Raw genomic sequence first — 25,732 nt, 5'->3', positions numbered from 1 at the left:
TAATCTAATGGCTTTTCATTATCAAAACCAAATCATGTTAAACTGATTTTTGCAAGCAAGTACTAACCAGTTTGGCTACACAATATAGCGATATCAAAAAATCATTGATTTTAAGCTGTTTTATTTATTACTATATATGCAGGAATGACGATAATATTTATATTAGAGTTTTCTTTGTTCCATGAGGTTGTTGTTTTGGTTTTTGAAGTTATTAATATCTCGGAAACAGACCTGCTGGTTTTTATCTGCAATAACAGAATTTCCAAAAATAATAATAGATTTTACAAGTTGATTTATTTTATGATTTTATTATCTTATTGTAAGCGCCTTTTTAGCAGTACTTCACTTTCAGACCTGTTTAAAGGCAGTTGCCGTGAGATATAAAGAAGACTTAAGGGAGTAATAGTCATGAGATGTTTAATGAGGGCGATTTTAGTTTCGATGTTTGTTATAGCATCGGCGGCAGGAGTCTGGGCGAATTCGTATGAGTTTGCATTCGACCAGAATATGATTCAGCCAACAAGCGATCAATATGGCGATCTGCTGGAAATTGAAGGCTGCGACTTAACCGGCATTCCGGGCGAGCCATTTATTCCGTCAAAATCGGGGCATATTGTATTGCCGTTTGGCACTAAGGCTGATAATATCAGAATTATCAGCGAAAGCTGGATTGAGCTTCCCGGCGAATATAATATCAAACCGGCGCCAACACAGGTTCCGATATCATACAAGGGACCTTTGCCTGAAATTGTACGTAATAACGCAATCTACTCATCCGACAACCCCTATCCGCCAAGTCCCATGTTTTTCAGCGGCGGCGGCCAGATGCGCGGCTATTCATTAGCAGGATATATAATCTATCCTTTGAGATACTATCCGGTTTCAGGTCGCCTCGAACTGCTTCAGAAATTGGAAATTGAGGTAGATTATTCGGCAGTCTTTACGCCTTTTTCACCATCAATTGAAATTGGAACAGTTGTTTCAAAGATGGTGGATAATCCAGCGGATGTTCGATTTCAGCCTGTAGTTCTTTCTCCGATTGACCCCAATGATGTGAAATACCTGATAATTGCCGAAGACGATCTTGTTGCATCTTACCGGCCGTTAGCAGATTGGCACACTCAATCAGGCTTTCCGGCTGAGATTATCACCATGTCGGATATTATCAGTAATTACGAAGGAGCTACTACTCAGCTTAAAATAAAAACCTGTATCTATGATTATGCAGTAAACAAGGGAACAATGTTCGTCCTGTTAGGCGGCGATGATACTGTTGTTCCTGACCAGAACTGCCTGGCTGATGGCGGCAGCAATACCGATAATACTATGCCCACCGACCTGTTCTATGCCTGTTTCGATAACCGATTCGACTGGAATTCCGATGGCGATACTCAAGTAGGCGAATATTCTGACGGTATTGATCTTTATCCTGAGGTTTTCATTTCCCGCGCTCCTATCCGCGCGAGCTATCAAGCGGATAATTTCGTTAATAAAACCATAAATTATATTAAAAATCCTCCGGATAACAGCTTTGTCGATCCCATGCTTTTATGCGGTGTATTATTATGGAATTCGGGAGATGCTGAGGCAAAATGCGAAAACCTCTGGAACAACTATGTTGCTCCAGTCTGGCCGCTTCATGCCAGAAAACGCTTTTATGACACCAATACGGATTTCGGCGGACCCAGCTACCAGGTTTCTGCCGCCAATATGATTGATGTGCTGAGCGACGGCTACAGTTTCTTCTTTATGGCAACCCATGGCTGGCAGACTGGTTGGTCAACGGAAACCGGCAACGGCTTCAATAGCGGTCATGCGCTTTCGCTGACCAACAGCGATGAGCAAGGAATTGTTTATTCGATATCATGTATCGTGAATGCTTTTGATTGCGATGGAAGCTACCATAATGACCCCTGTCTGTCGGAAGGATTTATCCGCAACGGCAACGGCGGAGCGGTAGGCTTTCAGGCTTGCAGCAGATATGGCTGGGGCTTTCCCGGCCCGCCGTATCAACAGCATGGCGCTTCCTTTCAGTATGCGGATGCTTTCTTCCATTATCTTTTCACCGGCGAATCTATTGGAATACCTGAGGGTTATCCCTACTGGATGGGAGCTGTTGCGGCTGCTCATAAAGCCTCTAAAGTCCCCGAATGCGGAGATGGCATCATGAGGTGGCTCAATTACGGAATAAACTCAATCGGCGACCCCGCATTAGATATATTTACCGAAAATCCGCTTACTATGAATCCGATGTTTGCTGACTCTACATATATAGGCGGCTCCGATTTTATGGTTTCGGGTTTGCCGTATAACGCTATGGTTTGCCTATGGAAAGGCGATGAAGTATATTCAGTAGGCACTGCCTCCTCCGGAACTGTTAGTTTGCCTATTCTACCGCAATCTCTTGGCGGAATTATTTTAACCGCTTCAGCTCATAATTATAAACCGTATATTGATACTATCGTGGTGATAGCTCCTCAAGAGCCGATTGTTTTTTATGATACTTGCTTCATTAACGATGCCGACGGCAATAACAACAATCTTATTGATTTCGGTGAAAATATCCTGCTTGGGATGCAGTTGATTAATCCCGGGCTTGACCCCGCATATAGCGTAGCAGCCTCTTTAAGCTCAGTCGATACGTTCATTGCGATTACTGATGCTGCCGAAACCTTCGGCACAATAAGCGGCAACAGCGGTACATTGAATATAGATGACGCTTATGCTTTCGAGGTATCTAATTTTACTCCTGATGGGCATATTGTCCCATTTGAACTGGAGATTACCGGAAATGCCCGCGACACCTGGACAAGTTTTTTTAATCTAACTACCCATGCTCCTAATGTAGAACTTACTCTTGTCGATATAAATGACGCCTCAGGTAATAATAATGGTATGCTTGATGCAGGTGAAACGGTTGAAGTAATTGTTGCTATTATAAATAAAGGTTCTGCTGAGGCTTATAATGTAACCGGCGTTTTGTCTGAGGATGATGAGTATGTTAGCCTTGCAAATAATAGCAGTGCCTTTGGCGATTTAAGCCCCTCCGGCGGCAGTTCAAATAATACTGATGAGCCATTTATTGTAACTGCCAGCTCTGATTTTCCTACTGGCTATTCGGTTGCGTTTAATCTGGTCATTGAAGCTGAGAGCGGCTATACAACAAGTCTGGGTTTTACGCTTCAAAGTCTCGAATCATTCGAAGTTGACGGAGCTGGTTGGCAGGGTGATGATATTTGGGAATGGGGTTCACCAACCTCTGGCCCGGATTATGCCTATCATGGCGATAATGTTTGGGCTACTGTTTTGGATGGCGATTATCCCAACAATACCGATTGCGCGTTGTATACTCCATACTACTCAATCAGCGATTCTCTAGCTTTTCTTTCATTTTATCAATGGTACGAAACCCAGCAAGCTGATGGCGGGAATATATCAATTTCATCTGATGGCGGTTGGACTTGGGAAATAGCCGAGCCGGAAGGCGGTTATGCCGCTGCAAACATAACCGGTCTTGACGGCGAACCCGGTTTCTCCGGTATAATAACGAACTGGAGATATTGCCATATAGATTTATCCGGTTATATCGGCGAAACGATTATTGCCAAGTTCCGTTTTGGTTCAGATAATTTCGGAAACCGCGCTGGTTGGTATATCGATGGTGTTGTTATACATGGCTACGGGTGGAGCGCTGATGTTTTGCCGGATATTGGCTATAATCCGTCATCGTTTAATGTTTCGCTCGAACAGGGAGAGATTTCAACTATTCCGATACTGCTATCTAACAGCGGCGAGGGCATACTCGAGTTTGATGTTTCTATTGAATCAGACGGGCTTTTGCTTTCATCGTCTCCGGATAATGCTATACCGTTGACAATGAGGCATGATAGAACAACACCTATCTCCAAGAAAAACAGCAACTCGCCTTCCGATGACAATTTACTTTTGGATTTCGGTGGTCCTGATGATTTCGGCTATTCATGGAAAGACTCGCGCGAGCCGAACGGACCTGTATTCAATTGGGTAGATATTTCAGACGTTGGAGTTGAAATAACCGATATTGATGATGATATCAATGTTGGGCCTTTCGATATCGGTTTTGAATTCCCATTTTATGGAAATACTTTTGAAACATTCAGATTCTGCACCAACGGGTTTATTTCATTTACATCCGCGGCGGCTAATTCATTCAATCGTTCTTTGCCTACTAATGGAATTGAACCGCTAAATCTTGTTGCTCCGTTCTGGGATAATCTGAATTTCAACGAAAGGGGACAGGCGTATTATTACTCGTCCGATAATTCCTTGGTTATTTCCTATATTGATGTGCCGCTTGCTAACGATCCCAGCGCATCATTAACATTTCAGATAATTCTTTATGATAATGGCAGCATTCTTTTCCAGTATGATGAGATTGTTGGCGCTGCTAATGGCGGCACTGTAGGCATTCAGAATAATGACGCTTCCATAGCCACTTTGGTTGCTTTTAATGAAACTTATATTGAGCCGGATTTGGCGGTAAAAATAAGCCTGCCAATAAGCTGGCTGACTGTTTCCCCGATGAAAGGCATTGTGCTGCCTGATGAAACAATGGCTATCGATGTTACATTCGATGCTTCCGGTCTTGATATCGGTCAGCATCTGTCGGATATTCTGCTTGCCGTAAATGACACCGATAACCCGGAAATTGTTATCCCGTGCATATTGGGCGTTGGCGAATCATATTTGCCGCCGTCTCCCGAATTGATATTCCCCTGCGATAGCGATACGCTATTAGATGATCCGATATACTTAATCTGGCATGAGATTAATCATGTTGATTCATTTAAAATCGATTTGTGCCAGGATACGCTGTTTATAGATGCTATATCCTTCGCTGTTGATGGCAATGAAACATCTATTGACATCACTGATTACATCAACGACAATGATTGGTACTGGCGTGCTAAAGCCGGTAATGGCGTCGGCTGGGGCGATTGGTCGGAAGTGTGGACATTTACGGCTAACCTGACCGGTATCGATGATGATGCCGACAGACTGGTACCCAATGATTATATTATATATCAGTCTTATCCGAATCCGTTTAATAACATCGCAATTATTAAATATGGTTTACCAAAATCGGGTTATGTTAGCATCATATTATATGATATTCTTGGGCGACAAGTTGCCGAGCTTGTTGATGGAAACAAGCAGGCGGGTTATCATCAGGTTGTCTGGAATGCCCGGAATAATTCATCCGGCATGTATTTCTATAGAATACAGGCAGGCGAGTTTGCTCAGACAAAGAAAATGCTGCTGCTAAAATAAAAGTCTAATCAGCAGGTCATACTCAGTTGCGGCTTGTTTTAGAATAAAAACAGTATCTATCTATAGGGGCGTTCAATTGAACGCCCCTTAAGTTGTTAGCAAGTAATGCATTAGGGCATAAATAATATATACTGTAGAGCGTGAGGGCATCTTGTATATCTATCCGCTTTAGGCGGGCGCTCCTGCGATTTACAGGTTTTGGCGGGTTCGCCTGTTAAATCCAATGGATTTCGTTACTTTATAATAATTTAGAGAAACTATTGCCTAATCAATCTTGACATGCAATATTGAAAAGATTATACTTTTTTGTTAATTGAGGAGAATTTAAAGGCAATGATAGACGCTGTTAATGAAAAAAGTAAAATTTGCATGTCCCGGTTGAAGTTGGGATATTTTAATATTTTGCTTTTCTCTACTTTTTATAAACATAGTATTAGAAATTGTTCTAAATCCTATTATTAGAAAGGATCAATCAAATGGCTAACAAAGCATATAATCCATTCAAAATGGCTCAGACTCAGTTCGATAAAGTAGCCGACAGACTGGAATTAGATGAAGCAACAAGAGCTTTATTGAGAGAGCCGTTAAGAGAATACCATTTAAGCATCCCCGTAAGGATGGATGATGGCAGTACGAAAGTATTCCGCGGTTTTAGAGTTCAGCACAACGATGCCAGAGGACCTGCCAAGGGCGGTATCCGTTTTCACCCGCAGGAAACAATAGATACAGTAAAGGCGCTTTCCATGTGGATGACCTGGAAATGCGCTGTGGTAGATATACCATTGGGCGGAAGTAAAGGCGGCGTTATATGCGATCCCCATAATCTGAGTATGAGGGAACAAGAACAGATATGCAGGGCTTGGGTGCGGCAATTATCGAAAGATATAGGACCCTATGTTGATGTGCCTGCTCCCGATGTTATGACTAGCGCTCAGCATATGTTATGGATGCTCGATGAATATGAAACCATTCACGGGCAAAAATCTCCCGGATTAATTACCGGAAAACCGGTTGGCATGGGCGGTTCTCTTGGCCGCACGGAAGCTACGGGGTATGGAGTTATTTTTAATGTCAGAGAAGCTTTAAAAGAATTAGATTTACCGCCCGGAGATACTACCGCAAGCGTTCAGGGTTTTGGTAATGTTGCCCAATATGCAATTGAACTCTATGAACAGCTTCAAGGCAAGGTGATTTGCGTTTCTTGCTGGGACCAAAAAGATCAAACCTCATATAGCTTTAAAAAAAGCGATGGCGTAGATTTAAAAGCTCTTCTGAAAATCACTGACCGTTTTGGCGGAATAGATAAGGCTAAGGCTAAAGAACAGGGTTATGAAATACTTCCCGGGGATGCCTGGCTTGAGCAGGATGTTGATATTTTAATTCCAGCGGCTCTGGAAAACCAGATAACGGGAGATAATGTTAATAAAATCAGTAAAAAGGTTAAAATTATCGCCGAGGGCGCCAACGGACCAACAACCCCTGAGGCTGATAAAGTAATCGCAGAACGTGGTATTTTCTTGATTCCTGATTTTCTTTGTAATTCCGGAGGCGTTACCTGCAGTTATTTCGAACAGGTTCAGAGCAACATGAATTATTTCTGGGAAAAGGATGAGGTTTTAAGCAAGCTTGATATTAAAATAACGTCAGCCTTTTTAGCGGTTAGCGAAATGGCAAAAAAAAGAAATCTCTATATGCGTGATGCCGCTTATGTAATTGCTATTGGACGCGTTGCTCAGGCTTGCAAAGACCGTGGCTGGGTATAATTTTATTTAAATTTGATGCCGCATCTTTCTGCACTAAGCCGGAAAGATGCGGTATGATAATACAAGTAACGAGAAACAATTGTACATAAAGTGCTGGCTTGATTCAATTGCCAAAATACAGATGCGGAAAATAAATTTATAAAATATGTTGAAATCCAATCCCCTTTACAGGTAAAAGTTGATGGCCGAAATGGGCGAGGAGTAATTTGCCATGGATGAGCAGAAGAAAGATACCAGTGATATTATTCGTTTCCTTCGAGAAAGGGAAAAGGAATTAAGCTGCCTTTATCGATTGGAAGAAATAATAAATAAAGCTGATGTTGCCATAGAGGATGTTTGCCGGGGAGCAATAGAATCTATTCCATCAGGCTGGCAATATTCCGATGTTTGCCAGGTAAAAATTGTTCTTGAGGGTTCCGAGTATAAATCCCGGGGATTTAAAGAAACCCCTTGGGTACAGAGCGCTGATATAAACATTCATGACCAGGTAATTGGAAAAATCAGCGTCTATTATACTAAGGAAATGCCCAACATTGATGACAGCCCATTTCTTAAAGAAGAGACCAAGATTCTTAAAATGATTGCCGACCGGATAGGTCATTTTACGATGATAAACAGAATGAAACAGATTTCTTTGGAATACCGAACTGTCAGAAAACATATAGCCGAAAATAAAACAATAGAATGGCGAGTTGTCTTAAACCTGCTCCGTCAAACCGATAAAAATCTATATTTGAACATTACGCAAAAAATGCTAAACTTTCTTAGTTGGAGCGGATATGATGAGGCGGTACAGTTGCTTCAACAATCCAGTATTCAAAATATATATAAAGAAGAAGTTTTAGGTGAGGATAACCAGCCGCATCTAAAAAGAGAATTAGTCTTATCAGAAGAGTTTTGCAATAAAATCTATGAGATTGCCGAGAAGCATGTTTATGATGATCAAATACTTGCCCAGATTCAAAAATGGATACAGCAGGATAAACTGAATTTCTTAACCTATGCAGCCAACAAGAATTCATCACTGGCTGAGATTTTTGATGCTGTTCGCCGCTATCATTTTATTGCGCCCGAAGGAATTGAGTTGCCTCCAGCTACTAAAAAAGGGGTTGAAATTGCTCTTGTTCGACGGCTTCTTTCCAGCCAGATGCAATATATTAATATTGCCAAAAACTTTTTTACTATCAACGATATTCATGATAAAATCGATCATATTATCTATTCCGGTGAAAGCCACGGCCAGCTTGGCGGTAAGAGCGCCGGTTTACTATTGGCTGAACAGATAATTAAAAAGGCCGGTGATTCTTCTGATATTCTTAGTAATATCAAGATTCCCCGATCGTGGTTTATCACATCGAATATATTGCTGTATTTCTTAAAATATAACAACCTTGGTGAAGTTATAGAACAAAAATACAAAGATATTAACCAGATTCGCTTTGAATATCCCCATATTGTTCAATCATTTAAAAATTGTCATTTCCCTCCGGATATCATTCAGAGCCTTGCGATGGTTCTTGATGAATTTCAGGATTGTCCTTTGATTGTTCGGAGTTCCAGTTTATTGGAAGACAGGATGGGGACTGCGTTTTCCGGCAAGTATAAAAGCCTGTTTATTTCTAATCAGGGTAGTAAGCAGCAAAGGCTCGAGGCATTAACCGACGCTATAGCTGAAGTATACGCCTCTGTTTTTGGACCTGATCCGATTGAGTATCGAGCCGAGAGGGGGCTGCTTGATTTTAGTGAAGAAATGGGTATCATGATTCAAGAGGTAGTAGGAACTAAAATCGGCGATTATTTCCTCCCTACTTTTGCCGGAGTTGCCTTTAGCAGAAACGAGTTTTGCTGGTCGCCAAGAATAAAACGGAAAGATGGTTTAGTCAGATTAGTCCCCGGATTGGGAACCCGAGCCGTTGACAGGGTAGCTGATGATTATCCCGTTTTAATAGCGCCCGGCCAGCCAGGCTTGCGGGTTAATGTTACCACTGATGAAGTGGTTCGATATTCTCCCAAGAAAATTGATGTTGTAAATCTGAAAAATAATACTTTTGAAACAATCGATATTAATGATTTATTAAAACAGTACGGCGATCAGATTCCCGGCATCAGTAAAGCAGTTTCCATTTTTGATGGTCATCATATTCGCAAACCGATAGGCTTTAACATAGATTATCAAAAGGATGACCTGTTGGTAACATTTGAGGGGCTAATCACAGATACTCCTTTTGTCAAGCAGATAGGGAACGTTCTAAAGCTTTTGGAAGATAAGTTTGAAACTCCCGTTGATATTGAATTTGCTCATGATGGGAAAAACTTTTATCTTTTGCAATGCCGGCCGCAGAGTTATTCGGAGGATAGCTTTCCTTCGCCAATTCCAAAGGATGTCCCAAAAGAAAAGATAGTGTTTTCAGCCAATCGCTACATTTCCAATGGAAAGATTCCGGATATTACTCACATCGTATATGTTGATCCGCAGAGTTATAGCGAGCTATCGGATAAATCATCCCTGCTTTCTGTCGGACGAGCAGTTGGCAGGTTAAACAAGCTTCTTCCTAAACGTCAATTTATTTTGATGGGGCCAGGACGCTGGGGCAGCCGCGGCGATATTAAGCTAGGAGTTAATGTTACTTATTCTGATATTAACAATACTGCTATGCTTATTGAGATTGCCTGGAAGAAAGGGAATTACACGCCTGATTTATCTTTTGGAACACATTTTTTCCAGGATTTAGTAGAAGCAGGAATTCGTTATCTGCCTCTTTATCCGGATGAAAAAAATACATTATTCAATAAAAAATTCCTGAAAGGCTCAAATAATATCCTTTCTGAAGTTTTGCCAAAATATGAATCGCTAAAAGATACAGTACAGCTGATTGATGTATCCGCTTCTACCGATGGTGAAATATTAAAAGTGCTCATGAATGCCGAACTTAATGAAGCGATTGGAATTTTAGCAAAACCCTCAAAGGAAGCACCTTTTCGGAAAAGTATTGAAGATTATAGCGAACAGCAATCGGGAAATCACTGGGCTTGGCGACTACAGATGGCTGAAAAAATTGCCTCACAGATTGCCCCCGATCGTTTTGGAGTTAAAGGTTTTTATGTTTTTGGAAGTACTAAAAATGCCACAGCCGGACCGGAAAGCGATATTAATGTTTTAATTCATTTTCAGGGAACAGATGAGCAGCGTAAAAAGCTTATGTTGTGGCTGGAGGGGTGGAGTTTGAGTTTGGCTGAGATGAATTACCAGAAGACCGGATTTGATAATGGTGGCCTTTTGGATATCCATATTATTACCGATGATGATATTGCCAAGAAGACAAGCTATGCTATTAAAATCGAGGCAGTTACTGATGCAGCCCGACCTTTGCAGTTAATGAAGCAAACTAAATAATCCAGCTCAATTCCCGGATAGCTTTATCAGCGTTTCCTGAAGAGAATATAATTTCAGTCAATTCAAAATCATTACGAGAAGCAGACATCCTAATCTGCTATCCCGTAAATAACTTCATTACAATTAGTCATTGCGAGTTCTCCGAAGGCGGGCGAAGCAATCTCAATCCTTTGTCTAACAAGAGATTTCTTCGTCGCTACATTACTCGCAGGGACTGTATTTTTGAGCTGTCAGAAGTTGCTTCCGACAGCTCTGGTATAATAATCACATATTAATATTGTGAATAATGCGGGAGAGGAAAATCTCTCAAGACCGAATATTCTACACGGCAGAAACCATATGCACCACTTGCTGGGGAAATGGTATCTCAATATTATTTCGGTCAAAAGCTTCTTTGATTTTGTAAGTAATATCACATTTGACTGCCCAGTAATCATCTCTTTTTACCCAGGGACGTATGAAAAGGTTTACGCTTGAATCGGCAAGTTCAGATACATCTATTTGCGGTTTAGGATTTGTTAATATCCTTTTATCCTCATTTAGTAATTTTGAAACAATCTCCATCGATTTTTGAATGGAGGATGTATAGCCAACACCCACAATCAGATCAATCCTTCTGATGTCGTTAGCTGAGTAATTCTTGATAGTATCGCCAAATATTTTACTGCTGGGCACCATTATCTTCACATTGTCGGGCGAAGCCAGAACAGTGTTAAACAACAATATTTCTTTTACCGTGCCTGATACTCCGGCAGCTTCGATATAATCGCCAACTTTGTAATATCGGAACACTAAAATGAGCAATCCCGCCGCAAAATTTGACAGCGAACCCTGCAGGGCAAACCCTATGGCGAATCCGACCGACCCAAGCACTGCTATCATAGAAGCGGTTTCAATCCCGAATTTCGCTAAAACGGCCAATATGGTGAATACAAGTATGAGCACATAAGAAACGCTCCCGACAAATGAAATTACTGTCGGGTCTATTTTAGCTTTGGTTGATAGCTTAATTACGAATTTTCGCGCAACGCCGGCAATAACACGTCCGATAATAAGGATTAATACAGCGCTGATTATTTTTAAACCATATCCCGTTGCAAAAATAGTTAACTGCTCAATAGCTTTTTCCATTCTAATCTCCTTTTGTCTAAATATAAAGTTATCATAAATCACTTAACCCACTTGCAATTAAAAAAGCTAAATATAGATTCGAAGTTATAATGTCAACATAAATAAGCGCAGGAGTTTCATGAGATATCATAACATTGTTAATCAGCCATACGGCTCATCTGAGGCTATCTGGTTTGGGACGATGCTTGGCATCTATAGTAAATCCGAAGTATTTCCATGAATGCTTCTCGCAAAAGCATAGACCCCAAGCGATTAGTATATTATTTGTATAATAAAAGAAAAAAGGCGGCTTCCGGACTCGAACCGGAGAATAGAGATTTTGCAGACCTCTGCCTTACCACTTGGCTAAGCCGCCTAAAAAAGTATTCAGTTTAATTATTCTCTATGAATCCCTCAAATAGACTCATATTTATTATCGTTATAGAATACTAAGTCGCTTGAGAATGTCAAGGAAAAAACTTGCAGAAGTTCTCCGGAAGTTTCACATATATAGAATCTAAAGCAGAAAATCACTATTTATATTAATATCATGATATCTAAATGCTAATCTCTTTCCTTATTATTAAAAATGTCAAAACATTTTAAAATCACTATGAACAATACCATTAATATCTGCTAAACATTCTATTATGATTAACCGACTATGTTTATAAATGAATTGTTGTTGATAGGGAATTATAAATATGCGCCAAACTAAAGAAAACGAAGTTGGTCAGAAAACGAAAAAAATTTTAATTGTTGATGACCAAAGTGATATGGCATCGTTGTTAAGCAATTATATCAAGCAGTTAAACTATATTCCGGTAATTGTTGGTTCTGTGAATGAGGCTTTGAAAATTCTAAATTCGGATGAATACTTTATGGTTATTTCTGATGTCATTATGCCGGGAAAGAATGGCTTTGATCTTGTTCGATATTTGAAAGATAAATATCCACAAATCTCGATTGCTTTAATCTCCGGATATTATGATAAAAACATGCTCAATATGCAAAAATCATTAGGAATTGAAAAAATCTATCATAAACCGATTTTCTTAGATGCTGTTATGGAGATGATAGATAATTCGATTAAGGAAACTTCTGCCTGATGTTAGGCATCTAAACAATCAAAAGCAGTATAAATATACAGGTGTATTTTTATGGGCGAATCAATTGACGACTTTTTTCAAATTGGCGAAGTTTTAGAAAAACAGCTTACCGAAATTGAAGAAAAACTTGAAGACCAAATAAACAAAATTATAGACCTATCACATATAGGCGCTGTTTTTACATCTCTTCTCGACCTGGATATGATTCTCCCTATGGTTATTGAGACCGCCTTAAGGATAGTAAAGGGCGAAGTAGGCGAGATAATCATTTTTGATTCCGGGGAACAGCCGAAAACGGCAAGCTGGGGGTTGTCATATGAAAACATTCAGAAAATTAAAACCCAACAGGGCGTCAATATAATTGACCATGTAAGGAATACAGGTGAATCTATAACAATAAATAATCTTAGTTTCCATGACAACGATAAAGTTAGAGTTCATCAGGTTAGCATAAATTCAATTATATCAACACCTTTAAAAGCTCAAGATAAAGTTGTCGGCGTCGTTACAATTGCCAATAAAGAAGATGGCCAGGAATTCGATGAAGATGATAGATTTTCCCTGGAACTTCTCGGTAGTTTCGCGGCTGTGGCTGTTATGAATGTGGAACTTCACGAGGAAGCCCTGATTAAGCAAAAAATCGAACATGAACTTGACATAGCTGAACATGTTCAACAAACACTGATGCCTCAGGAAAATGTAGAATATGATGGAATTGATGTTAACGTCTATCATCATCAAGCAGGTCAGGTTGGGGGCGATTTTTATGATATTGTCAAATTGGAGGATGGCAAATATCTAGCAATTGTTGCTGATGTGTCTAATAAGGGTATGCCGGCGGCTTTGATAATGACAGCAGCGAGATCGTATATTCACATACTAGCCGAAGATATTAGTTCTTTATCCGAATTCGTTGCCAAATTTAACGAGTTTTTATGTCGGGATATGCAAAGAATGGGCGGTATGTTTATAACCATGTTTTTCGGACTATTCGACCTAAAAGAAAATATCCTATTATCAGTAAATGCTGGACATCCTCCCGGTTATCTTTTCCGCGGTGATGAAGTAATAAAATTAAAAACCGGCGGTCCTTTCGTTGGTCAATTTTCCGGTATTAAATATATAGAAAACAAAACGCCTTTAAAAACCGGCGATAAGTTGATTGTTTACACTGACGGCATTTTCGAATCTGTCAACTCGAAAGGAGAAATGCTGGGTTTAGCTAATTCCTTAAAATTCCTGAAAAAACACTGTCACGCTCCTTGGCATGATTTTGTTAATGATTTAAAAATTCTGCTTAAGGAATACTCTTATGATGTTGGCTATGTTGATGATACAACCTTGATGCATATAGAGGTAAAAAAATGACATGCCCGCTAAAAATATATTTTCCAGCCAGATGGGAATACCTGAAAATAGCGGAGGATATATTCAGCGTTATTGCTAATAATGTCACCTCAGATCGCCAGAAAGCATACAATATCATGACCGTTTTATCGGAAGCTTATAATAATGCCTATCTATATGGCAATAAAGACTCGTTAGATGCCCAAATTGTTTTTGAAACATGTTTCAAAAATAATAAATTTACAGCTTCGATAATAAATGAAGGGACGGGATTTGACGACAAAAATATTAGCTGGAATGAATACCCTTCAGCAGATGTCGAATCGGGGAGGGGATTAAAAATTATTAAGCAATTATGCGATAAAGTAGAATTCAGGAAAATAAGTAATAATATATTTGAAGTATTTGTCGAAATTGAAATTGATGAGAATAAAATAGTGAGATCTTAATATATTTGCTGGAGGATGCAAAAATGGATATTCAAAAACGTATGGAAGGTGATATTACCATCCTAAACATCGAAGGTCGGCTTGATTTAACAAGCGCTTCATCTTTGAAAGATGCATCAAAACAGGTGCTGGAATCGGAATCGAAAAAAATGATTTTAAACCTTAATAAAGTCGATTTTATTAACAGCTCAGGACTTGGTGCTTTAGTATCGATTCTCAAAGAAGTGCGCAGCTCGCGAGGGTCGATGAAACTGACAAATCTGGCGCCTTATGTCAAAGAGATATTCGATATAACTCAGCTTGCAAACATCTTCGAGATTTTCCCTGATGAAAAACAGGCGCTTTCTAGTTATTAACCGGACTTACAGGAGAAATTATGTCAGTTTCATCCTCAGCAATAAAGAATATTAGCAAGAAGAAGCATGTCAAGCTTTCTGAACAGGTCTTGAAATTGAAAGACCCCGACAGAATGGAGCGAGAGGATGCGGCTTATGAATTGGCCGCTAATCCTGCCCCTCAAATGGCTGAAGAATTATGCTCGCTTCTTTATGATCCGGATATTTCTATTCGGAATCTTGTTGCAGAAGTTTTAGTTAAAATGGGAACAGTTGCGTCTGAAGCATTGATAAAAGAATGCTCATCAAGCGACCATGATGTTAGAAAATTTGCTGTCGATATTATGGCTCTTATTGGTGACTCTCAATATGTGCCCGTCTTAATAAAACTACTGAAAGACTCAAACGAAAACGTAATCGGTTCAGCGGCGGAAGCTTTAGGCAAGGTTACCAGCGCCGAGGCTATTGAACCTTTGATAGAATGCCTGAACTCGCATCCCGATGCCGGTCCTCAGGTTATCGAATCTTTAGGGAATATAGGCTCTGATAAAGCTATTCCCATACTCTATGAAAAATCCGAGTCCGACAACATAGTGCTGGCTTATGCCGCTATTGAGGCGATTGGTAAAATCGATTCACCCGATTCTTTAAAGAACCTCTTAAGGCTGATGAATGTTGAAAATCCCGAACTCAGAAATTTTGTTCTGACAGCGATACTAAAAAAGGCTGGTTCCGGAAGTAGAGACGAACTCTTCAATGCTTCCGGAGGCAAATTCGTTGATTATTTAATAGAGGCTTCAGCCAGCGATGACCTGGAAGTAAAAAAAGCTGTTATCGGCGAAATGGCTTTTTGGAGCGGCGATAAGGTAGTGGAAGCTCTTATCAAAACGTGTGAATTTCCCAATCAGGAAGTTGTTGAAATGGCTCAGGGAGCGCTAAGAATTGCCGGCAGTACCGGGTTGAACGCTATTATTGACGGTGTTAAAAACGGTACGGATTTAATAAAAACATATCTAATCGAAATATCATCGTTTTTAAAATCGCCCGAATTGCTTGAGGTTATTCTATCTCAAGCAAAATCTGATAACCCTGATGTTAGAGTGGCTGTGGCTAAAACGCTGGCAAAATTCTATAATCAAGAAACTATTGATGTCCTACTGAGTCTCACAAATGATGATGTTGGTCATGTTAAAGCAGAAGCCCTTAAAACGCTCGGTTATATCGGTGATGAGTCTATCGTTGAGAATATAGCCAAACATCTTGATGATGAGTATTCGGACGTAAGCGAGGCTTGTTTTGGCGCATTAGTGCTGATTGGCGGCGAAAAAACAATTAACCTGTTTAAAAGGGATATTGAAAGCTCGAACATACAGAGAAAAATATTGGCAGTCCGCGGGTTAGGCTGGATTGGCGAACAGCAGGCAGTTGAAATATTGCTGAACTCATTAGGCAACGAGGAAGCTGAAGTGCGCCGTCATGCGGTTATTGGCTTATCAAAAATGCACTATCCGGGCTTAGATGATAAATTAACATATCTGCTTATAGATGAGAACCCGGAGGTCAGAAAAGCTGTCGTTGACGCCTATTTGAATATCTTGGGTGAAAATGCCGGCGAAAAAATAAGAGTTCTTCTTGATGATGATGATATGTGGGTGCGGTTCTATGCTATTAATGCTTTGGCTTCAATCAACGATGCAAGCTGCCTTGATAAATTGCTTGAAATAATGCCGGCTCAACCGCCATTTGTGCAAATCCCAATAATTAATCTGATTTCAATAGCTGATGATTCTAAAGTTGTATCGGAACTGGAAAAAATATCAAAATCAGAAAACGAAGATATTCGAAATGCCGCTATGGAGGCGATTGAAAGCAGAAATGCAAGCTGAGAATGCTCAAATACTGGTTGTGGATGATGAACTTTTAATAAGGGATCTTCTTTATGATTTTTTTACATCCCAGGGCTATAAAGTTCATATGGCAGGTGATGGGAAGGAAGCTTTCAAGATAATCAATGAGGTTAGTTTTCAGGTAGCTTTGGTAGATCTGAAAATGCCGGAAGTTGATGGAATACAAGTTGTATCTGAGTTGAAACGAAAAAAACCGGAAGTGCCGATAATAATTATGACTGCATTTCCATCAATGGATAGCGCTATAGAATCAATACGAAAAGGAGTATTTAATTATATTGTCAAACCATTCAAAATGACTGAATTGGCCGAAACAGTGAAAAGCGCTTTAAATGAGGCTAAATACAGAATGGAAAGAGGCTGCACATAAAACGGTACTGTAGCTAACGAACTGATTCATGCAGTTTATTAAAGAAGGAATGGTGTATTTAATCATTAAATACTTAGGTAAATAGATATAAGAGTATAGGTGAAATTATGACATTAACTGCGAAATTGCCTAAAAAGGATGTTGGGGGTAGAAGTACGGTCGTCAAATCTGCGCCAGCATTTTCTGTATCAATAAAAACAATCGAACTTAAAACCGAGGATTTTATAAATTTTAGAGATTTCATCCATGAAAAATGCGGCATGTTTTTTCATGAAAATAAAATGTATCTGATTAAAAACCGTCTTTCGAATAGAATGAATCAACTCGGCATCAAAAACTTCAAAGACTATTTCTATATGGTTAAATATGATACCAGCTTGAAAGAATTCAATGTCTTAATGAACCTGCTGACGACAAATGAAACATCCTTTTTTCGCAATCTACCTCAGATTACTGCTTTTAGCGACGAGGTATTACCTATGGTGATAAAAGAAAAAGCTAAAACCAATAATAAGAACTTGAGAATATGGAGCGCCGGTTGTTCTACCGGAGAAGAACCATTTACGCTTTCAATGACTGTTATGGAGAAAATTCCCAATTGGCAAACTTATAATATTGAGATAATCGCCAACGATATATCTTTAGATGTTCTTCAAGCCGCCAGAAAAGGCATCTATCATGAATTGTCTCTGCGGACTACTCCTAAATATTATAAAGATAAGTATTTTACTAAAAAAGGCAGTGTTTATCATATTAATGACATAGTTAAAAAGCTGATTCAATTCTCTCAGATAAATATGACGGATTCATTAAAAATGTCATTAATAAAGAACATAGATATTATTTTCTGCCGGAATGTTACGATTTATTTTTCGGATGAGGTTAAGAGAAAAATAACTAAATCTTTTTATAGCAGTCTTGTTAAGAACGGCTACTATTTTATTGGTCATTCGGAATCGCTGCATGGTATTAGCAAGGCTTTTAAACTTGTTTACTTGAAAAATGGGCTTGTGTATAAAAAAGAATAATATTTATGGAGTACGATATGAACGAAAATCTGATAATGGTAGTTGACGATTCTCCGACAGTTGTCAAATTTGTTTCTTTCGCATTAAGGTCATCAGGCTGTAAGGTTGTTACTGCCTGTGATGGTATGGATGCCATTGAAAAAATGTCATCACTTGAGAAAGAAGTTGACCTGATAATAACAGATCTTAACATGCCGAATGTTGACGGCTACGAATTAATTAAAACAGTTAGGGAAAACCCTGCGTATACTAATGTTCCAATTATCATTCTGTCTTCTGAGGAGGAGGAAAAAGACAAGAAACTTGGAACCAAAGTTGGCGCCTCGTCATATTTAGTGAAACCTTTCAAGCCACCAGTTCTGATGGCTGAAGTGTCAAAGTATCTGAAAACAAAGCAGCCTGCTATATAAAGGAGGGATAGAGTGTCTGATATAAAAATATTAGCTGTGGACGATTCTCCAACTATGCGGAGAATTATTCTCAACACATTGAAAAGAGCCGGCTTCAATAATGTTGCCGAAGCATGCGACGGTAAAGATGCTTTGGCAAAGCTAAAAATAGACAAATTCGATTTTGTTATTACTGATTGGAATATGCCCGAAATGGACGGCTTGACATTTGTTACTACGCTCAGAGCCGATGATAGTCTAAAATCTATGCCCGTTTTGATGATTACAACCAGGTCTGTCAAGGATGATATTATTCAAGCTATGGATGCCGGAGTTAACAATTACATCGTTAAACCTTTTACGCCAGAGACACTTGCGGAAAAGATTAATCAAGTACTTCAATCTATTTAGTGGAGGATTAGGGATGACAGCAAAAAAGATAAACAAAATTGAAATTACCGGTATGATAAGCAACGAATTAAAAGAATTAACATCATCCGTAAGTAAAATGATGGAAGCATTCCGTCAAATACGCAAACCTATTGTGGAATCAGTTAAAAAAGTTCCTACGACCGCTCAACAACTTGAAAAAGTAACCGAACAAACCGAACAAGCCACTAATAGAGTTTTGGATATGGTAGAAGCTATCAATAATCGTGAATCTGAAATCAGTGAATGGGTTAGCAAGATTAAAGAACTAATCCCCAGAGAAGTGTTGTCAGCATCAAATGAATTAGAGTCATTAATGGATAAAGTCGGAAAAAATACCGTGAGTAATCTCAATGATCTGTTCAATATCATGGATGCTATGCAGTTTCAGGATATTACTACTCAGCAGGTGGATCATGCTATAACGCTGCTTGATGATGTTGAGGATAGATTAATGTCCCTGCTTAACGCTATTGGCAACAAAAATGGTATTGTTAAAAACAAAGGCACTAAAAAACAGCGCGCTTTCGATCCCAATGCAGAATTTACCGTAGAAGACAAAAAACAGCAGCGGGAAATCGATGATATCATTAAAAACCGGTAATATAATTTTGAAATAGCCGATCTAGTTTTCAAAACTGTGTAAATGCTAAACTTTTCTTACTGGAGCAAATAATGAGTGAAACCGATAATTCGTTAGATGATATGCAGGAAATTATAGATGAGTTTATGATAGAAACTACTGAGATTGTCGAATCTTTAGATTCAGATCTGATTAAACTCGAAAAGGACCCCCATGACTTAGAACTACTAAATTCCATATTCAGGGGCGCTCATACAATGAAGGGTACCTCCGGGTTTCTGGGATATGACCACCTGATGAATTTGACTCACCGCATGGAGGATGTGCTAAATAAGCTTCGTAAAAACGAACTACAGGTTACGGAAAAAGTAATGGATGTTCTGCTTGAGGCTGTCGATTATGTTAAGTTGGTTTTACAGGATATAATCGATAATCAGCAGGGTAATACCGACACCTCCGGAATTATTTCTAAGCTAACCGCAATTTACAATAGCGAACCGCTCCCTGAATCAAAACCGCAAGCAGCTGATTCAGCAAGCGTTGAAGTAGAGGAAACCAAAGGTGAAACGGCGGCTGAAACAACCGAAATAAAAGCAGAAACAGCAGCTTCCGATAAGCCAAAGGAATCTCCACGGACTGAAGCGGCGGTTTCAAGTTCTGCGCCACCTAAGAAAAGCGCAAGCAATGTTATCGAATCAACTATCAGGGTTGGCGTCGACAGGTTGGATAGTTTGGTTAATATGGTTGGCGAACTGGTGCTTCATAGAAACGCCCTTATACAGACAACAAACATACTTCAGGGCGCACATGAGGCCGACCAAAATGTAGAACGACTTGTTCAGGCAGCATCAGACATCAGTTTTATGACCACCGAACTTCATGTGGCCATTATGAAAATGAGAATGCTGCAGATTGGTCATGTATTCAACAAATTCCCGCGAATTGTACGCGACCTTTCACGTGAATTATCCAAAAAAATGGACTTGGAAATTTCAGGCGAGGATACAGAACTTGATAAATCGGTAATCGAGGAAATCAATGATCCTTTAATGCATCTGATTCGAAACTCGGCCGACCATGGAATTGAATTGCCTGAAGACAGGGTGAACGCCGGCAAACCTGAACGCGGTACAATTGAACTATCTGCTTGTCAGGAAGGAAATAATATTGTTATCAAGGTGGGGGATGACGGCAAAGGAATGAATTTGGAGTCTATTAAGAAGAAGATTATTGAAAAAGGTTTAGCTTCTCCTGAGGCTGTAGAACAAATGGCGCAAAAGGAAATTCTTTCCTATATATTCCAACCCGGCTTATCTACCGCGAGAACAACAACTTTAGTTTCGGGGCGCGGTGTAGGGATGGATGTAGTAAGAACAAACATTGAAAAACTAAAAGGCACTATTGAACTATCTAGCGAAGAGGGGAAAGGATCTCTGGTAACGATAAGGCTTCCTCTTACTCTGGCGATAGTTCAAGGATTGCTGGTAAAGTGTGGCAAGGATGTTTTTGCAGTGCCGCTTGCGTCAGTTATTGAAACCGTGATTGTGCCTATAGGTCAAGTTAAATATATAAATCAAAAACCGGTAATAAAGCTTCGCGACAGCATACTGCCTATTGTGGAATTAACTCATGTATTATTTAACATATCTCCCGAAAATAGGGACAACTTAAGAATCGTGGTTGTCGGTTTAGCCGAAAAGAGAATGGGATTAATCGTCGATTCGCTTGTCGGACAAGAAGAAATCGTTATTAAATCAATGGGCGATTACCTGGGTGAAACGCCCGGTGTGGCGGGTGCTACAATCATGGGCGACGGCAGAGTGAGGCTTATTATAGATCTGGCAAGCCTTTTTGAGTTAGTTTAGAAGAAAAATCATGATACAAATAAAAGTTTTAGTTGTAGATGATTCCGCTTTTATGCGGAAAGCAATATCAATGCTTTTAGAGTCCGACCCTGACATCAAGGTTGTTGGCACGGCTAACAACGGGTTAGAAGGCATCGAGATGGTCAAAAAGCTTAAGCCCGATATTGTAACTTTGGATATCGAGATGCCGAGAATGGATGGGCTTACGGCTTTGAAGCATATAATGAACGAGAATCCCACGCCGGTTATGATGCTAAGTTCGCTTACTACTGACGGGGCATCGGCTACGCTCGAGGCTTTTTCGCTGGGAGCGGTTGATTTTATCCCAAAACAGTTATCTTTTGTGGCTCTTGATATTGTTAATATAAAAGAGGAATTGCTTAAAAAGATTAAGGATATTGCCTTAAATAAAGCGCGTCTTATCAGGGCTTTTCGGAACAAAAACAGCAGCAAGCCAACAATATCCGTAGCAACAACTATGGGCGCAAGCTCGCTGAAAAGTAAGGGAAAAAAGCTAAACGCAAGCATTATAGCTATCGGAGTCTCAACCGGCGGCCCGCCGGCGCTTCAGGCTATCATTCCGCTTTTACCAAAAAATCTGCCAGTACCGGTAACAGTTGTACAGCACATGCCGCCGCTGTTTACCAAATCCTTAGCCGAAAGACTTAATTCACTTTCTAAAGTTAACGTAAAAGAGGCCGAACAAGGCGAACAATTAAATCCCGGCACCGTATATATCGCTCCTGGCGATAAACATTTGCTTGTAAGAAAAATGCCATCATTATCGCAAGTGCGTTTATCTGATGAGCCAACCGATACGCTTCACAAACCGGCGGTGGATGTTATGGTCAAGTCTGTAGCAGAGGGGTATGGCTCACGAGTTCTTGGAGTGATATTAACCGGAATGGGCGCGGATGGTTTGGAGGGTATGCGGCTTGTTAAAAGTAAAGGAGGAGCAGTTTTTGCTCAAAATGAAGAAACATGTATAGTGTACGGCATGCCAAGAGCAGTAGTGGAAAATAATTTAGCCGATAGAGTTGTTCCGCTTCAGCATATGGCTTCAGAAATTGTGAATTGTTTCTAGTAGTACTATTTATTTTTGCCAGCCTGATGTTTGATTTAAAATGCTGGCTGCAATAACACGGAGTTCAGATAAAAGTTGTACGGTAAGAAGTTGTTTTTCGGAAGTTATACACTCCAAAATTAAATACTAAGAAGTTGATTATGACTAAAGTTATGGGAACATTATTCTATTTTTACAGGCTGTACTATTAATTCGCAGAAAATGTTGTGAAAAATAATCAAATAAAACAATTGAAATATTTCAGGTTTATGGTAAAATAATAACTATGAGAAAAGATAATCAAAAATTAAACAACTTAAAGAGAATCTCAGATTCTTATATTTCCATTTCTGATTTGGCTGAAAAATTTCAGAAAGATTATCAGGAAATATCAGAAAAATTCGAACTGCAAAGCCAACAACTCGAACAGACTAATATACAGTTAACCGAAGCATTAGTAAGCAACAGCAAACTTTCGGTATATCTGAATAATATCCTCGAATGCCTAAATGCCGGAGTTGTGGTTTTTGGCATTGACGGGAGTATAAATTTATTTAATAAGGCGGCCGAAAGATTGACAGGTATTTCAAAAATTGATATTCTTAATACTAATTATCAAGATGTCTTTCCACAGGATGAGCATGCGCCAACATATAATTTGCTGGAAAGCAAGGAAATTAAGGTTCATGGCGAAAAATGGTTTGGCGCTCAGCCAGTAGGTTATTCATCAAGCAAAATCTTTGATGACGATAATGTGTTTTGCGGCGTGGTGGAAATATTATATGATATTTCTGCTGAGAAGAAATTGAGAGAAACCATACGTCATGTATCGGCGCTGGCGGCTTTGGGTGAGATGGCGGCTACTGTTGCTCATCAGGTTAGGAATCCGTTAGCCGGTATTATTGGTTTTACTGATCTTTTGCAAAGAGATTTGCCTGAAGACCATTCTTCATCTTTGATATCTAAAAAGATATCAACCGGCGCAAAAGAGCTAAACAGAATCATAACCAGCCTTTTAGATTTCACAAAGAAAATGGAACCAAAATATCTCGAACTTGATATGGTGAACTTTATTGAGAATATTATTAAATCGCTCTCAAACGAACCGTATGCTGTTAATAGTGTAATCGATTTCAAAACCGATGTCGAATCGATATCTTACAAGTTTGATCCAATATTACTGCGGCAGGCATTTATCAATATTATTCAAAATGCCTGTCAGATTATGGAACCTGACGGTGGGACGGTAACCGTAACTTTGGAAATTATAAATAGCAATAATTTAAGAATAAAATTCATTGATACTGGCAAAGGATTTTCCATAGAAGAAAAGGAAAAATTATTCAAACCTTTTTATACTACTCGCAACAACGGTATCGGATTGGGGTTGTCTATGGTAAAAAAGGTTGTTGATTTTCATAATGGCGTTATTGATTCCGGAATATCAGAAAACGGCGGAGCTGTTTTTATAATAGATTTGCCAATTTGAGGTATTGTAGTATGTATTCAAGAATTTTAGTTGTTGATGATGATGCCCTGGTTCGAGAGTTTATAATTGAAGTATTAAAAAGAAAAGGGTATCAGGTCGAGCAGGCAGACTCGGGTGAAAAAGCTGTCGAAATACTTAACCAGCTGGAGTTGGATTTAGTTATAACCGATTTGAAAATGCAGGGAATTAGCGGTTTGGGTGTTTTAAAAGCAGTTATTACAGTTCAGCCCGAATGCCGGGTTATGGTTGTAACTGCATTCGGCACAATTGAAAACGCTGTTGAGGCTATGAAGCTGGGCGCCTATGATTATGTTACCAAACCATTCAATGCCAAAGAACTCGAAATCCTGGTCGAAAGAGCTTTAGAGTTTAAAAAACTCAAAGATGAAAATAAAAAACTTAAACAGGAACTTGCGGGGAATTATTCTTTCGATAGCCTTGTGGGGAAATCTCCCGATATGCAGAAAATATATGAGATTATCAATAATATTGCCGATTCCCCATCAACTGTGCTTATCAACGGCGAAACCGGCACCGGCAAAGAGCTGGTCGCCCGAGCCATCCATTACAATTCTTATAGGGCGGAAAAGCCTTTTATAAAAATGAATTGCGCCGCCTTGCCCGAAGGTCTTATAGAATCGGAACTTTTTGGCCATGAAAAAGGAGCTTTTACTGGCGCCGTGAAATCAACTGTCGGCCGCTTCGAGCAGGCCAATGGCGGAACTCTCCTGCTGGATGAAATATCTGAAATCTCTCCCCGAATACAGGTAAAGCTTCTAAGGGTAATTCAGGAAAGAGAAATAGAGCGGCTTGGCTCCGGACAGACTATTCCTATTGATGTTCGGCTTGTCGCCACTTCCAATCGTGAACTTAAACAGGAAGTTAGAAAGGGAAGATTTAGGGATGATTTGTTTTTCAGACTTCAGGTTATCCCAATAAATCTGCCGCCGCTGAGAGAACGGCTTGATGATATTCCTCTATTATTCGATCACTTTTTAAAAAAATACTGTTACCGCGAAGGAGTTCCAATCAAAAACCTTTCCGAAAAAGTCATTAAATTCTTCATGAGCTATAATTGGCCGGGAAATGTCAGAGAATTGGAAAACTATATTGAACGCGCGGTTGTTATGTCGAAAGGTCAGGAATTGAAAGTTTCAGATTTCCCTATGGAAGTCGCGATCGGATCGCCCTGTTTTGAAAAAACCGATAATGAAGCGGGAGCTACAATTGCAGATATGGAACGGCGTTTGATTTATAAAACCTTAGAGGCTAACAATTGGAATAAAGCCCGAACAGCAGAAATACTTGGCATAACCTCCAGAACTCTAAGAAATAAATTAGGCGAATATAGAACACAGCAATAGTCAAGCGCGAAAATTACTCGGCGTTGTCAGGTATGGAAGCTCGACAATATATTCATTTTATTAGACCAATTACAAATCCGGATTGTGCAATATAATTACAGATGGATTAAAATATTGTTCTGAATTATGTTGAAAATTTAGCGTTAAAAATACACCCCTAACCCCTCTCAAGAGGGGAATAATATCAATCACGTAGGGGTATATTGCATATGTCCCCTAACCTTTCTCAAGGGATGAGAATACTATAGATAGAGGCCACACACGTTATATAATTATTCACCACTGTCCGGGCTTTTGTCCGCCTTAGGCGGATGTAATAATTATGTCATTCCCACACTACCCACGTCATTCCCACATTACCCACGTCATTCCCACACTGCCCACGTCATTCCCAACTTGATTGGAAATCCAGAGATTGATCATGCTAA

The 25,732-nt window shown here is 39.6% G+C and carries 18 protein-coding genes and 1 tRNA gene; 17 read left to right on the top strand and 2 right to left on the bottom strand.

Annotated elements, in window-relative coordinates:
- Positions 1 to 408: 408 nt before the first annotated feature.
- The 3 genes from J7K40_13975 to J7K40_13965 all read left to right on the top strand — a co-directional run bounded on the left by J7K40_13975 (position 409) and on the right by J7K40_13965 (position 10,467).
- Positions 409 to 5,310, top strand: a complete 4,902-nt coding sequence (locus J7K40_13975) for a T9SS type A sorting domain-containing protein (protein ID MCD6163504.1) — start codon at positions 409 to 411, stop codon at positions 5,308 to 5,310.
- 476 nt (positions 5,311 to 5,786) lie between these two features.
- Positions 5,787 to 7,073: a Glu/Leu/Phe/Val dehydrogenase gene (locus J7K40_13970; GenBank protein ID MCD6163503.1), complete on the top strand. Its 1,287-nt coding sequence runs from the start codon at positions 5,787 to 5,789 to the stop codon at positions 7,071 to 7,073.
- Positions 7,074 to 7,284: 211 nt separating this feature from the next.
- A complete protein-coding gene (locus J7K40_13965; GenBank protein MCD6163502.1) occupies positions 7,285 to 10,467 on the top strand; it encodes a pyruvate, phosphate dikinase in 3,183 nt (1,060 codons plus the stop codon).
- Between the two features lie 321 nt (positions 10,468 to 10,788).
- Here J7K40_13965 and J7K40_13960 read toward each other — a convergent pair whose 3' ends face one another.
- Entirely contained in the window at positions 10,789 to 11,598 is an 810-nt protein-coding gene (locus tag J7K40_13960) for a mechanosensitive ion channel (protein ID MCD6163501.1), read from the bottom strand.
- Between the two features lie 283 nt (positions 11,599 to 11,881).
- A tRNA-Cys gene (locus J7K40_13955) sits at positions 11,882 to 11,953 on the bottom strand.
- A 328-nt stretch (positions 11,954 to 12,281) separates the two neighbouring features.
- On the opposite strand from J7K40_13955, the gene J7K40_13950 reads away from it, so the two are divergent.
- The 14 genes from J7K40_13950 (at position 12,282) to J7K40_13885 (ending at position 25,304) form a co-directional block, all read left to right on the top strand.
- Positions 12,282 to 12,686 (top strand): response regulator, encoded by a 405-nt coding sequence (locus J7K40_13950; protein ID MCD6163500.1) that lies wholly within the window; start codon positions 12,282 to 12,284, stop codon positions 12,684 to 12,686.
- A 51-nt stretch (positions 12,687 to 12,737) separates the two neighbouring features.
- Positions 12,738 to 14,054, top strand: coding sequence for a SpoIIE family protein phosphatase (locus J7K40_13945; GenBank protein MCD6163499.1), 1,317 nt, complete (start codon positions 12,738 to 12,740; stop codon positions 14,052 to 14,054).
- Positions 14,051 to 14,482: an ATP-binding protein gene (locus J7K40_13940; GenBank protein MCD6163498.1), complete on the top strand. Its 432-nt coding sequence runs from the start codon at positions 14,051 to 14,053 to the stop codon at positions 14,480 to 14,482. The genes J7K40_13945 and J7K40_13940 overlap by 4 nt, the downstream gene beginning before the upstream one ends.
- A 23-nt stretch (positions 14,483 to 14,505) precedes the next feature.
- Positions 14,506 to 14,838, top strand: a complete 333-nt coding sequence (locus J7K40_13935) for an STAS domain-containing protein (protein ID MCD6163497.1) — start codon at positions 14,506 to 14,508, stop codon at positions 14,836 to 14,838.
- 20 nt (positions 14,839 to 14,858) lie between these two features.
- The gene (locus tag J7K40_13930) at positions 14,859 to 16,703 is read left to right on the top strand and encodes a HEAT repeat domain-containing protein (protein ID MCD6163496.1); all 1,845 of its coding nucleotides are present in this window, start codon (positions 14,859 to 14,861) and stop codon (positions 16,701 to 16,703) included.
- The gene (locus tag J7K40_13925) at positions 16,681 to 17,094 is read left to right on the top strand and encodes a response regulator (GenBank protein MCD6163495.1); all 414 of its coding nucleotides are present in this window, start codon (positions 16,681 to 16,683) and stop codon (positions 17,092 to 17,094) included. The genes J7K40_13930 and J7K40_13925 overlap by 23 nt, the downstream gene beginning before the upstream one ends.
- Before the next feature lie 107 nt (positions 17,095 to 17,201).
- On the top strand, positions 17,202 to 18,122 hold the full coding sequence (locus J7K40_13920) for a protein-glutamate O-methyltransferase CheR (protein ID MCD6163494.1): 921 nt from the start codon (positions 17,202 to 17,204) through the stop codon (positions 18,120 to 18,122).
- Between the two features lie 17 nt (positions 18,123 to 18,139).
- Positions 18,140 to 18,532, top strand: coding sequence for a response regulator (locus J7K40_13915; protein ID MCD6163493.1), 393 nt, complete (start codon positions 18,140 to 18,142; stop codon positions 18,530 to 18,532).
- Positions 18,533 to 18,544: 12 nt separating this feature from the next.
- A complete protein-coding gene (locus J7K40_13910) occupies positions 18,545 to 18,922 on the top strand; it encodes a response regulator (protein ID MCD6163492.1) in 378 nt (125 codons plus the stop codon).
- A 13-nt stretch (positions 18,923 to 18,935) separates the two neighbouring features.
- Complete coding sequence (locus tag J7K40_13905; protein MCD6163491.1) at positions 18,936 to 19,544, top strand: protein phosphatase CheZ; 609 nt, start codon at positions 18,936 to 18,938, stop codon at positions 19,542 to 19,544.
- Positions 19,545 to 19,645: 101 nt separating this feature from the next.
- Complete coding sequence (locus J7K40_13900) at positions 19,646 to 21,388, top strand: chemotaxis protein CheA (protein MCD6163490.1); 1,743 nt, start codon at positions 19,646 to 19,648, stop codon at positions 21,386 to 21,388.
- 10 nt (positions 21,389 to 21,398) lie between these two features.
- Entirely contained in the window at positions 21,399 to 22,472 is a 1,074-nt protein-coding gene (locus tag J7K40_13895) for a chemotaxis response regulator protein-glutamate methylesterase (GenBank protein ID MCD6163489.1), read from the top strand.
- 265 nt (positions 22,473 to 22,737) lie between these two features.
- Positions 22,738 to 23,940: a PAS domain S-box protein gene (locus J7K40_13890; GenBank protein ID MCD6163488.1), complete on the top strand. Its 1,203-nt coding sequence runs from the start codon at positions 22,738 to 22,740 to the stop codon at positions 23,938 to 23,940.
- Positions 23,941 to 23,951: 11 nt separating this feature from the next.
- On the top strand, positions 23,952 to 25,304 hold the full coding sequence (locus J7K40_13885; GenBank protein ID MCD6163487.1) for a sigma-54-dependent Fis family transcriptional regulator: 1,353 nt from the start codon (positions 23,952 to 23,954) through the stop codon (positions 25,302 to 25,304).
- Positions 25,305 to 25,732: the final 428 nt, after the last annotated feature.

Source organism: Candidatus Zixiibacteriota bacterium (assembly GCA_021159005.1).
Classification (GTDB): Bacteria; Zixibacteria; MSB-5A5; order UBA10806; family 4484-95; genus JAGGSN01.
This window is presented reverse-complemented; position numbering and strand designations above follow the sequence as displayed.